General features: G+C 60.8%; 8 protein-coding genes. 7 read left to right on the top strand and 1 reads right to left on the bottom strand.

The genetic code is table 11. The features are described 5' to 3' along the window. Nucleotides 1-97: 97 nt before the first annotated feature. Nucleotides 98-847, bottom strand: coding sequence for an SDR family oxidoreductase (locus PSH65_RS11960; protein ID WP_305426374.1), 750 nt, complete (start codon nucleotides 845-847; stop codon nucleotides 98-100). 320 nt (nucleotides 848-1,167) lie between these two features. Here PSH65_RS11960 and PSH65_RS11965 point away from each other — a divergent pair, with 320 nt between their 5' ends. The 7 genes from PSH65_RS11965 (at nucleotide 1,168) to PSH65_RS11995 (ending at nucleotide 12,514) form a co-directional block, all read left to right on the top strand. Then, nucleotides 1,168-1,959 (top strand): YfaP family protein, encoded by a 792-nt coding sequence (locus PSH65_RS11965; RefSeq protein WP_305426375.1) that lies wholly within the window; start codon nucleotides 1,168-1,170, stop codon nucleotides 1,957-1,959. Between the two features lie 33 nt (nucleotides 1,960-1,992). Continuing rightward, nucleotides 1,993-3,690 (top strand): DUF2138 domain-containing protein, encoded by a 1,698-nt coding sequence (locus PSH65_RS11970; RefSeq protein ID WP_305426376.1) that lies wholly within the window; start codon nucleotides 1,993-1,995, stop codon nucleotides 3,688-3,690. After that, nucleotides 3,687-4,325 carry a DUF1175 domain-containing protein gene (locus PSH65_RS11975; RefSeq protein WP_370694684.1) on the top strand — a complete coding sequence of 213 codons (639 nt, stop codon included), beginning with the start codon at nucleotides 3,687-3,689 and terminating at the stop codon, nucleotides 4,323-4,325. The genes PSH65_RS11970 and PSH65_RS11975 overlap by 4 nt, the downstream gene beginning before the upstream one ends. After that, nucleotides 4,322-8,896: an alpha-2-macroglobulin gene (locus PSH65_RS11980; RefSeq protein ID WP_305426977.1), complete on the top strand. Its 4,575-nt coding sequence runs from the start codon at nucleotides 4,322-4,324 to the stop codon at nucleotides 8,894-8,896. Before PSH65_RS11975 ends, PSH65_RS11980 begins: the two co-directional genes overlap by 4 nt. 1 nt (nucleotide 8,897) lies before the next feature. Continuing rightward, nucleotides 8,898-10,517 (top strand): DUF2300 domain-containing protein, encoded by a 1,620-nt coding sequence (locus PSH65_RS11985; protein WP_305426377.1) that lies wholly within the window; start codon nucleotides 8,898-8,900, stop codon nucleotides 10,515-10,517. A gap of 3 nt (nucleotides 10,518-10,520) precedes the next feature. Then, entirely contained in the window at nucleotides 10,521-11,336 is an 816-nt protein-coding gene (locus PSH65_RS11990) for a YfaP family protein (RefSeq protein WP_305426378.1), read from the top strand. A 167-nt stretch (nucleotides 11,337-11,503) separates the two neighbouring features. Further along, nucleotides 11,504-12,514 (top strand): YhcG family protein, encoded by a 1,011-nt coding sequence (locus PSH65_RS11995; protein ID WP_305426379.1) that lies wholly within the window; start codon nucleotides 11,504-11,506, stop codon nucleotides 12,512-12,514. The last annotated feature ends 23 nt before the right edge of the window (nucleotides 12,515-12,537 follow it).

Below are 12,537 nucleotides of genomic sequence, written 5' to 3' on the forward strand. Positions count from 1 at the left end.
ATGAAGAGGCCATTCACTGCAAGGAACAAACCGTTGAGCGCAACCAGCGCCAAGAGTGCGTGCCAGAGTACTCATGGTGTAAACCTCCGTTTGAGTATCAAACGCAGCTCTTGAGCCAGCTCTCGAAGCGCGTCGGCCCGACGATGGGGTGCTCTCCCGGCGTGAGCGAATGGTCATTGATTGGCGCACCGAAGTAGGGGACCGTGTCGTCGGCTTGGGCCTGGCGCGGGTCGTTGGTGTGTTGCAAAAACAGGCGCACGAATTCCACCAGCGGCCAGCGTTCAGGGCCGGCCACTTCCAGGGTCTGATTGCTCGGTGCTCGCACGGCGACCTTCGTCAATGCCATCGCGACATCGACTGCAGCAATCGGTTGCAGCTCGGCGGAGGTCAAACGCACGGTGTCGCCTTCCTGCACGCCGGAGTGCGAAATGGCCCCGATGAATTCGAAGAACTGCGTGGCCCGCAAGATGGTGTAGGGGATGCCCGAGTCTTTGATGAGTTTTTCCTGCGCCATTTTCGCCCGGAAGTAACCGCTGTCGAGCATGCGCTCGGTGCCCACCACCGACAGGGCGACATGGTGTTTGATGCCGGCGGTTTTCTCGGCAGCGAGCAGGTTACGCCCGCTGGTCTCGAAGAACTTGAGCACGGCAGCGTCTTCGAAGGAGGGTGAGTTGGCCACGTCGACCACCACGTCGGCGCCTTGCAAAGCGGTTTGCAAGCCTTCGCCGGTGAGGGCGTTGACGCCGGTGCTCGGTGATGCGGGCAGGGTTTCATGCCCCAGGTCTTGCAGGTTTTTGCAGAGGTGCCTGCCGATCAGCCCGGTGCCGCCAATGACGACGATTTTCATGACGAGTCTCCCGATGCGCGCGCAGAGATTGCGGTGTGTCTGCCTGGGGCTTTTAATCCTGGAACCATTAAAGACCCGGAATGAGCTCAATGGCTGCGGGGGCGAGAACTTGTTCGGGTTGTCCGATAAATGGTGCGATCAGCGGGTGTAAGTCGGTGCCCATCGGGTTATCGAATAAATGCCTCTATAAGCAGAAAAAGATCGGAAAATTACTCCGCTGGCAATGTTATATTGCCGGCCTGTGGCGTAATGCCAGTCAGATCAAATAACGCGCCGAGGATCGGGCGCCAGGTTTCGTTATGCATGGCAGGAGGCGTTACATGCGTTGTGTTCTTTCACTGCTGATCACGCTGATCTGCGCCCAGGTGGCATGGGCCGAGCCCACGGCCGAGTTGTCGGAACCGGTGGGCGGCTGGCGCTATCACGGGCTGCTGGACCGCAGTGAAAACCCTCGAGTCGCCTATCCCACGCCGCCCATCGACCGCGGCGTGCAGCGCAATCGCACAATGATCGAAGGCCAGCTCAAAGCCCTCGGCACCCTCCGACCGCCGCACAGCCTGGCGGTCAACGGCAATCCCCTGAATCTGTACACCGACGACCAAGGGCGTTTTGCCCGGCCGTATGCGTTCGGCGCCGGGTCCAATAGCGTCGAAGTGCGCAGTTCCGAGGGCAAGTCGCTCAAGCGCGTTCAATTCTATGAAGCCAACAACCTGCGCACGCCGGCACGCATTCGCGTGGTGCTGGGTTGGGACGACCCCAAGGCCGAACTCGATCTGCACATCATTACCCCCGACGGCCAGCATGCGTTCTGGGCTCGCCCGGCGATGAGCAACGGCGGTGGCCTGGACCCGGACGGGGTCGATGGCCCCGGTCCGGAAATGTTCACCATGACCGCGCCGATGCATGGCACTTATCTGGTTTACGTGAACTATTGGGGCAACTTCGGCAGCGGCGGCTATAACTTCGATGAGACCAGCAACCAGAACGAGGTGATCACCTCGCAAATCAATCTGGTGCTCAACGAAAACACCGTCGACGAAAAACGCGAGACCTTCATCGTGCCTTTGCGGGCGATCGGCGACCTGCTGCTGGTCAAGACTTTCAACTATTAAACATCCCGCACCACGGATGAATTGGGTTTGAACATGAGTGATAACACTGTTTCCCCGGCCGCCAACACTTCCCGTCGCTGGCCGGCGCTGGTAATCGGGCTGTGCCTGGTAGCCGGCGTGGCAGGCGGGTTGGGTTGGTTTCTGAACAAACCCAAGGCTCCGCCTGCGGAACTGGCCAGTGACAAACTGGGCATGAGCCGGCCAGACGGGTTGCTCGAAACCCATTCCCTGAGCCAGTTGCCCAAGGATTTGCTGGCCGTGCCGTTTCTCAAGGAAACCCTGACCGAAGATTTCGTCTTCTATTACGAAGCCCACGCCGACCGTCTCGGCCTGATCGGCAGTCTGCGGCGGATTATTTACGAGCATGACTTGAAGTTGCAGGACAGCCTGATCGAGCAGATGTTCGATCAACCGGCGGATGTGGCGCTGTGGCGCGGGGCGGATGGGCGACTCAAGGATTTCCTGTTGGTGATGGATCGCGGCGGGCTGGCCAAGGTGCTGGAGCCACTGGCTAAAGTGGCGCTGGGTGATACGCAGCTGAGCAAACTCAGCGAGGTGAAAGTCGGCGCCGACGCCGTCACGCTTTATCAGCTCAACTACAACGCCAGCAAGTCATTGGTGTTCGCTTCCCATGGCGACAAACTGGTGGTGCTGTCCAATCCGGCCAAGCTCTACGATCCGGAAAACGGCGCATCAGAGGACACCGGCAGCGTTTCGACCAAGGCCATCGCCGCCTTGCTCAACGGCGACAAACTGTTCCCCGAAGCCTTCGGCCTGCCACCGCGTACGCCCGAGGTAAAACAACGCCTCTCGGTCAATTCCAGCGTTTTGGCCATGGGTTATCAGCGCTTCATCCCGAATTTCGCCGGCCTGCGATTCGACATGGACGACAAGGGCTGGCACAGCTTCCTCGCCATGGATGAACTGGAAAACCAGCCGGACTTCGACTTCAAACCGATCTGGCAAGCCATGCCGATGGGCGCCAGCGCCTGCGTGGCCTTGCCATTGGCCGCCGAACAACAGAAACCGCTGCTGGTGAAACTCGGCGCCGACGACGCCGTGGCCCAAGCCCTGACCGAACACATGGCCGGTGCCGCCGGCTTGTGCTGGTACGCCGATTCGCGGCTGTACACGCCGCTGCTGGTGGCCAGCCTGAATGACGATGACAGCGCCAAACTCGACGGCGACCTGGGCAACCTGTTCGGCTCGATGGTCGGCGCCTACGAAGGCAAGGTCGCTGAGCATGCGTTCCCGGTGGTCGAGAAGCAGGAAGGTAATACCCATCAGTGGCAGCGCCAGGTCAGCTCCAACTTCGGTCCCTATAAGGCCAAGGATGCCGAGCAACCGGACGCGATCACCGGCAAAGCCTTTATGCGCGTGAGCCTGGCTCGCCACGGTTCGACGCTGCTGTTCTCCCTCGACGACAAATTGGTCGACAAAGCTCTCGGCACCCTCGACAAACGTTTCCCGCCGCTGGCTGACGTGCTGCCCAAAGACCTGCTGATGCCGATCTATTTCGGCCCCGATTCCATGGCGCAACTGATGCAGCAGGAAACCCTCGACAGCCTGCCGCAGGACATGGAGCCGGTGTTCTACAACGCCGCACAAACCTACCTGATCCCAAAACTGCGCACCCTCGGCGGCTACGGCAAATACGCCCTGACGTTGCCCAAAGGCAGCGAGCCCGACGGCCACTGGCAGTGGCTGCCGCTGGAGTGGAAAGCCCTGTGACCGCACTCATCCGAGGCCTCGGCCTGCTGGCGTTGCTGCTGGGGACTCGCACCTTTGCCAGCGAAGCCCCGGCGCTCGACCTGCAGCAATCCCAGGTATTCCGCGCCTGGTTCGTGCGCATCGCCCAGGAACAACTGACCCAAGGCCCGAGCCCGCGCTGGTATCAGCAGGACTGCGCCGGGCTGGTGCGGTTTGCCGCCAACGAAGCGCTGAAAGTCCATGACGACAAATGGCTGCGCAGCAATGGCCTGTCCAATCGCTACCTGCCGCCGGAACTGCAACTGAGCGACGCCCAACGCGGCCTTGCCCAGCAATGGCAGCAGGGCGGCGGCAAAGTCGGGCCTTACGTCAACGCGATCAAATTGATTCAGTTCAACAGTCATCTGATCGGCCGCGATCTGGCCCAGGCCCGGCCCGGCGACCTGATGTTTTTCGATCAGGGCGACGACCAGCACCTGATGATCTGGATGGGCCGCTTCATCGCCTATCACACCGGCACCACCACCCCCACTGACAACGGCATGCGCTCCGCAAGCCTGCAACAACTCATGACATGGAAGGACACCCGATGGATACCCGACGCAGCCAACCCCAACTTCATCGGCGTCTATCGACTGAACTTCCTCTCCCAATGATCGGTGCCCGCATGCTGCGCATTTGCTCTCGAATTCCATTGTTGTTGGCGTTGGTGCTGCCCTTGTCGGCGGTGAATGCCGAAGACACCGTCGAGCCGAGCGGCTACACGCCGGTGGCCGGTGAGAGTTTTTTCCTGCTGGCCGACAGCAGTTTCGCCAGCGACGAACAGGCGATGGTTCGTCTCGAAGCGCCGGGCCGCGATTACCGCCGGTTCCGCATGGAGCCTTATGGCGGCGCCGACATTCGGGTGTATCGAATCGACAAGCCGCTGGATTTCCTCAAGCGCCAGAAGAACCTGCACCGCGTGGTCAGCGACGGCCAGTTCAAGGGCGAAGGCCTGTCGAACACCCTCGCGTACCTGTGGGACAACTGGTACCGCAAATCCCGTCGGGTGATGCAGCGGGCGTTTTCCTACGAGTCGCGCAAACAAGTCACCGAGGAAGTTCCGGAACTGAAAATGGGCACCGCCATCTCCGCGCCAACGCCCTACGACGCTCAGCCGCAATTCGCGTTGATTCCGGGCTTGCCGGTGGTCAGTCAATTCCGTTATCCGCTGTGGCAAGCCAAACCGATCCAGCCGCCTGTGGGCGTGAACCTGGCCGGTTCTTCCAGCGAGTTCGTCAGTGTTTCGCCGGGCAACGTGTACATCCCGTTGGGCAACCTGAAGCCGGGCCTGTATCTGGTGGAAGCGCTGATCGGCAAGTACCGCGCGACCACCATGGTTTTCGTCTCCAACACCGTGGCCGTGAGCAAGATTGCCGGCGATGAATTGCTGGTGTGGGCCGCGCGCAAACACGAAGGCAGTTCGGTGCCCAAGGTCAATGTGCTGTGGACCGACGGCCTGGGTGTGATGAGCAGTGGCGCTACTGACGCCGATGGTTTGCTGCGTCTGAAACACGTCAGCCCGGAGCGTTCGTTCGTGATTGGCGAGGACGAAGAGGGCGGGGTGTTCGTCTCCGAGAACTTCTATTACGACAGCGAAATCTACGACACCAAACTCTATGCGTTCACCGACCGGCCGCTGTATCGGCCGGGGGATTGGGTGTCGCTGAAAATCGTCGGCCGCGAGTTCAAGAATGCACGGGATTCCGTGGCACCGACCGCTGCCGACGTCAATGTGACCGTGCTCGATGCCACGGGCACGGCGCTGCAATCGTTGGCACTGAAACTCGATTCCAAGGCCGGCACCCAAGGCCGTTTCCAGTTGCCGGACAACGCGGTGGCGGGCGGTTATGAATTGCGTTTCAGCTACAAGGATCAGGCCTACAGCAGTGCTTTTCGTGTCGCTGAATACATCAAGCCGCACTTCGAGATTTCCCTGAACCTGGCCAAGCAGGATTACCGCACCGGCGAAGCGGTGAAGGGCAGTCTGGTGTTGCTGTACCCGGATGGCAAACCGGTGGCCAACGCCAAGTTGAGCCTGAGCCTGCGCGCCCAACAATTGTCGATGGTCGATAACGAGCTGCAATACCTCGGGCAATTCCCGGTGGAACTGACCAGCGCCGAACTGACCACCGACGCCAAGGGCAACGCGAGCCTCGATCTGCCCGCCGCCGAGAAACCGAGCCGCTACATGCTCACCGTGTTCGCCAGCGATGGCGCGGCGTATCGGGTCAAGACCACCAAGGAAATCCTCATCGACCGTGGCGCCGCCAGTTTCCGCTTGAGCGCGCCGCAGCGGTTCAGCGCGGTGGGCGGCAAGGTTGCATTCAGCTATGCCAACGAAGGTGGCAGCGAGCAGAGCAAAGCGGTCAACCCGAGCAGCTACAGTTGGGTGCGACTCGAAGATCAAACCACTGGCGAAGGTAAACTCGCCGCCAAAGATAAAGGCTTCACCCTGGCCTTCGACCGTCCGGGCACTTACAACCTGACGCTGAAGGATGATCACGGCCGCGTACTTGGCGCGACCGGTCATTCGGTCACCGGCGATGGCGTCAAAGCCGTGCCCGGCACTGTGGAAATTGTCCTCGATAAACCCGAGTACAAGGCCGGCGACGAAGCCCTCGCGTTGATCACTTTCCCCGAGCCGATCATCGATGCGCTGTTGTCGCTGGAACGCGACAAGGTCGAGGCCACGGCGCTGCTGTCCAAGGGCAGCGACTGGCTGAAGATGGAAAAACTCAGCGACACCCAATACCGCGCACGCATCCTAGTGAAGGACAACTTCGCGCCGAACCTGACCTTCTCCGTGCTCTACACCAAGGGCGGCCAATACAGCTTCCAGAACGCCGGGATCAAAGTTGTCGCACCCCAGATCGATGTGGCGATCAGCACCGATAAAGAGGCGTATCAGCCGGGCGATACGGTGTCCGTGGACCTCACGACGCAGTTCGCCGGCAAGCCGATTCCCGCGCACCTGACGGTCAGCGTGGTTGATGAAATGGTCTACGCGCTGCAACCGGAAGTCGCGCCTACCATCGACCAGTTCTTCTATCACCCACGCCGCAACAACGTGCGCACCAGCGCCAGTTTGTCGTTTATCAGCTACGACGTGGCACTGCCGGGCAGCCCAGGCGCACCGGGCAAAGCCAACCGCAGCGAGCGGGGCGTGAAAGTGCTGGAGCGGCCACGTCGCGAAGACGTCGACACCGCCGCGTGGCAGCCTGAATTGATCACCGATGCGAATGGCAAAACCCGCTTCACTTTCAAAATGCCGGACTCGCTGACTCGCTGGCGCATCACCGCCCGCGCCATCGCCGATGACGGCCAGGTCGGGCAGAAGAAGCAATTCGTGCGCTCGGAAAAACCGCTGTACCTGAAGTGGAGTGGCCCGACGAAATTCCGCAACAGCGACAAACCGGATCTCGGTGTGTTCGCGTTCAGTCAGGCCGAGAAACCGGTCAAGGCTGAGCTGGTGATTCATTACGCGGGCGCCGAACAACGGGTGCCGGTCACGTTGAACAACGGCATCAACTACCTCGCATTGCCGGCGTTCACCGTGGCCAATGGCGAGTGGACCGCCGAGCTGGTGCAGGACGGTAAAACTGCTGACGCCCTGGCCGTGCGCCTGACCGCGACCGGCGAAGGCTGGCAGGTGACTCAGAGCCAAAGCCTGGACGTGGCCAGCGGTGATACGCCGCTGACCTTGCCGGCAGACGCCACGGATATTCGCCTGCGTCTGGATGACAGCCCGCAAGCGCTGTTCCGTTCGGCACTTGATGATCTGCTGAGCTATCCGTACGGCGGCGTCGAACAAACCGCCAGCCGTCTGCTGCCGCTGAGCATCGCCTATCCAACGCTGTCGTCGAATCCACAGATCCGCGATCGCTTGCGTTTGATCATGCAGAACAGTCGTCTGCGACTGGTGCAAATGGCCGGCCCATCGGCGAGCTTCACCTGGTGGGGCTACGACGGTGAGCCGGATGCGTTCCTGACCGCGTATGCCTATTACGCCGATTGGCACGCCAGCAAAGCGCTGGAACTGAGCCTGCCGCCGGAGCATTGGCAGCGGGTGCTGGAGGTGTACGCAAAACAAGCGCAGAACACGCCGCTGTTGCAGCGGGCGTTGATTCTGTCGTTTGCCAAGCAGATGCAATTGCCGGTGAACACGCTGCTCAGTGGTTTGATCGACGACTTGGTGAAAGCCGGCGAAGGCCATGCGGCGAGCGTGATGGACGATGGCGCAGAGAGCCTGGTCATGAGCGATCCGGATTCGGCGTTGGGGCTGGCCAGCGCTCGGGTGCTGACCGCGTCTTTGGCGCGTCAGGCCAAGGTCAATCTGCCGTCGGCGTTCAATGGTCAATTGGAAGTTGCGCAACAACAAGTGGCCGCCAGCTCTCAACCGTTTGTCGAAGCGCTGAACCTGTCGCTGCAAGCCTTCGATCAGGCTCACGCTCAAGCGTTGTTGCAACGCCTGTTGCCACAGCAATCGACCCTGGAACGCGCCTTGGCGCTGACCTGGCTGCAACGCAGCATCGAGCAGGCCTCGCCGACCATCGCGCTGGCACCGGGTGAAGGGTGGAAGAAACAACACAGTGCTACCGGTGAGATGTATTGGACGTGGCAGGGTGCTGCGCCCGTGCCGGCAGTGTTGTCGCTGACCGGGGAGCAAGAACGTCCGCTTCGTGCCGCGTTGAGCTTCCAGAGCAAGCAACCGCCGGTGAACCCGATGGCCGTGACCATCACTCGTCGTCTGTCGCGTCTGGTGCCGGGTGACGAAGCGTTCGAATTCAAACTCGAAGCGGTCGGCAGCAAACCGTTGTCCAGCGACAGCCTGTATCTGGACGAAGTGATCATCACCAGCAAGGCCGCGAAACCGCTGCGCTACGGCATGCTCGAAGTGCCGCTGCCACCGGGCGCGGACGTCGAGCGCACCACGTGGGGCATCAAGCTGATGGGCAAGGCCGGCACCGAGCCGACTGCGCTGGAGAAGGCCCGTTTCGAACCGGGGCAACTGGCTTACGCGATCCCGGTGGATGCCTTGAGCGGTGAATTGCGCCTGCGTCATCTGGTGCGCTTCTCGCAAAAGGGTCAGTTCAATCTGCCGCCGGTGCGTTTCACGCAGGTCTATGCACCACAGCATCAGGCCCAGGAACAGAAGCCGGCGCTCGGTCAGGTCACGGTCCACTGACATGACCCGGCGTTTGGTCTGGTTACTGCTGTGCTTGATGCCTGCGCTGGCGACAGCGCAGGACGAGCCGTTGCACCTGGGCTTCAAAGGTGAATGGCTTGCGTTGAGCCAGACGCAGGTGATCTCGCGTGAGCCATTGCCTGCTGATGTGCAGACGCCACTGGGTAGTGTGTGGAAGCTGTTTGTCTACGGCTGGCTGGTGGATACCGGCGCGCATGAACCGGCGTATGAGTGTCGCGGGCAATCGAAGGAAGAAGTGTATTGCTGCACGGCGGGCGGCAGGATTGAGCGCGATCAGGCATTGGTGAAGTCTTGCGGGTTGTATTTCGAGCCTGCGCGTCTGGGCATTGCTGGCGCGCAATGGCGCGAGTATTGGCAGGCGAGACAAGCGCCGACGTGGTTGCTGGATTTGCCGTCGTTGCAACCGCAGGCCCGGGTTTCGGTGGCTGAGTTGTTGAAGGCATTGGCCGTGATGCCGGCGCAGGATCAGGCGCGCCGGGTGTTGCTCGATGTGGTGCTGAACGCTGCTGACGGTAACGTCGTGGGCGAACTCGGTGGTCGGTTGCGGGTGAAAACCTGGAGCTGGTTGGGGGATCAGGACCCTTCGTCGCGTCAGGGCGGATTTGCTGGCTGGACGGCGGACGGCACACCGATCTGGGCCGGTGGGCGCGGTACCAGTCAAATGGTCTTGCGCAATTACGGTCAGGCACTGGCGACGGTGTTGCCTTCGTCATGGCCCGCCGAGGCGGGGAAGTGCGTCGAGGTCGGTCTGTTCGCGCGTTATCCGCTGAAACGCGTGCTGTCGGGGGATCGCGTGATAACGCCCGGGCCCTTGCAAGGCGACTATCGCGTCGAGTTCGCCAATGGCAATCAACTCGATATCCATAGCGACGGCGAGTTGTTCTTGCTCAAAGACAAACTCGTCGCTCGCCTGGACCGCGAAGAATACGTCGCCCGTGTCCTGCAGCGCGAAGCCAGACCGGAACCCGCCGAAGCCGCCAAAGCCTTGAGCGTCGCGATCCGCACCTACCTGCTGCAAAACGCCACCCGCAACGGCGACTGCCTGAGCATCGATGACAGCAGCAACCGACAGCGCGTCGCCCCACGCCCGGCCGCGACCGAGTCGCGCAACATCGCCGCGTGGACCAGCGACCTGGTCCTCGCCGGCAGCAACGTCACCTATCACTCTGACCAACCGGGGCCGGACAAACTCTCCTGGCAGCAAGCCGTCGAACAAGCCAATGCCGGCCAACGCTACGACGCCATTCTGCTGCACGCCTACCCACGCGCCAGCCTCAGCCGCTGGGACAATCCCGTGGCGTCCTGCGAAGCGCTGCCCGCCGCGCAAGACTGGCTGCAAAAACAACGTCGCGGCTGGCGTCCACGGCTGGAAAGCGAGGTTGGCTACAACGAAGTCAGCACCTTCGCCGTTTGCCGCCTGGCCTTCGGCCGTCCTTTCGTCGACCGCGAACGCCAGCGCATTTACGTGCGCGGCGTGCTGTCGCTGCAAGACCGCCTCGACCTGACCCACGAATACCTGCACCTGGCCTTCGAAGCACACCCCAACGGCCAGGATGAAACCTACATCGAAGGGCTCGCCCGCCACCTCTTGCTGGAATAGGCCATGAAACTCCGTTACCCACAGGTCCTCCTGTTCCTTTGTTCTTTTTGCGTATGGCCGACCACGTTCGCCGCCGATAGCGCGGTCAAACTCGACACGCCCGTCGGCGGCTGGCGCACGGGTGCGCCCGAAGGCGAAGGCGAAAACTTTCGTCAGACGGTTAATTACCCGGCGTCCTCGGTCAACACGCCGGTGGGGCAGGCCAATACCGCTCGCATCACCGGCCAGATCAAATCCGCCCCGAAGGGCAATGAACCCGGCAAGCTGATCGTCAACGGCGTCAGCATGCCGCTGAAAATCGACCCCGCCGGCCGCTACGATCGCCCGTTCTCATTCCCCAACGGCAGCAACAGCGTTGAAGTCCGCAGCCCCGATGGTCAACAACGCCACCGCACCCAGTTCCTCAACACCAGCGGCGGCGCCACCCCGGCCAAGTTGCGGGTATTACTGGCCTGGGACAGCGACGGCACCGACCTCGACCTGCATGTCGTCACGCCTGACGGCGGCCACATCTGGTACGGCGACCGCGTCGCGGCCAACGGCGGCGCACTCGACGTCGACGTCACCACCGGCTACGGCCCCGAAATCTTCGCCATGCCGGCGCCGATCAAGGGGCAATACCTGGTGTACGTGAACTACTACGGTGGCGGGTATCGCAGTGATGATGAAGGGCAGGAAGAGGCACAGCAGCCGCTGACCACTGCGCACATCACGGTGATTACGGAAGAGGGGACACCGAACGAAAAGATGGAAACGTTCCTGGTGCCGATGCGGGCGGTGGGGGAGTTGACGTTGGTTAAGGGGTTTAGTTATCCGTGAGGGGGGCATTGTGACGGCAGTGCTGACACGATTGAATTGGGCAGCAGGTTGCTGCCCAATACCGTGATCACAGTGGCACTGTTTCACGCCGAAACACTTCGTGATTTTTATTGTTTCAAGGTGAGGAGTACTAGAGAAGGTCGTCTACTAAACAGGAACGCCTTCACGTGAATGACCTCAGCGCTACTGCACCGTCCGTTAGTGCAAGCTTTAACGAAATCACGCAACTGATCATCACTGCCCGGCAGCGAGCGGTGCAGGCAGTCAATACCGAGTTGATTGAACTGCACTGGCAGGTCGGGGCTTACATCAGTCGGAAGATCGAAGCGGCGGAGTGGGGGGATGGAGTGGTCGCTCAATTGGCTACTCACCTCGCTCATACTCAGCCGGGATTGCGTGGTTTTACCAGAGCTAATCTCTTTCGCATGCGCAAGTTTTACGAGGCATACAGGCATGACCCAATTGTCGCAGCACTGCTGCGACAATTGCCCTGGACCCAAAACCTGATCATTCTCAACCAAAGCAAACATCCGGAAGAACGCGAGTTCTACCTGCGCATGGCGATTCAGGAGAAGTGGTCGAGCCGGGAGCTTGAACGCCAGTTCAAAGGCGCTCTGTTTGAGCGTAGCGTCATCAACCCCGCAAAAGTCTCGCCGTTGATGAGGCAAACGCATCCCGAAGCCTTGAGTGTGTTCAAGGACACCTACATGGTCGAATTTCTCGACTTGGCGCAAGGTCATGTCGAGGCCGATTTACATGGCGGGTTACTGCGCAGGCTCAGGGATTTTCTGATCGAGCTGGGGCGTGACTTTTGTTTCGTCGGTTCGCAGTATCCATTGCAGGTTGGTGGCCGCGACTTTGCGTTGGATCTGCTCTTCTTCCATCGTGGACTCAATTGCCTGGTGGCGATTGAGCTCAAGGTCGGACGCTTCGAGCCAGAATACCTCGGCAAGCTGGACTTCTACCTTGAGGCTTTGGATCGCGATGTCCGCAAACCCCATGAAAACCCGGCGCTTGGTGTCTTGTTGTGCGCCAGCAAAGACGACGAAGTCGTCGAGTACGCCCTGAACCGTTCGCTTTCGCCAGCATTGATCGCGGAATATCAGACTCAGCTGCCTGACAAGAAACTGTTGCAGGCCAAGTTGCATGAGTTTTATGCGCTGAATGCTGACGAGTAAACCAGCGGTTATGTTTGAGGGGG

This window comes from Pseudomonas sp. FP603, assembly GCF_030687415.1.
GTDB lineage: Bacteria > Pseudomonadota > Gammaproteobacteria > Pseudomonadales > Pseudomonadaceae > Aquipseudomonas > Aquipseudomonas wuhanensis.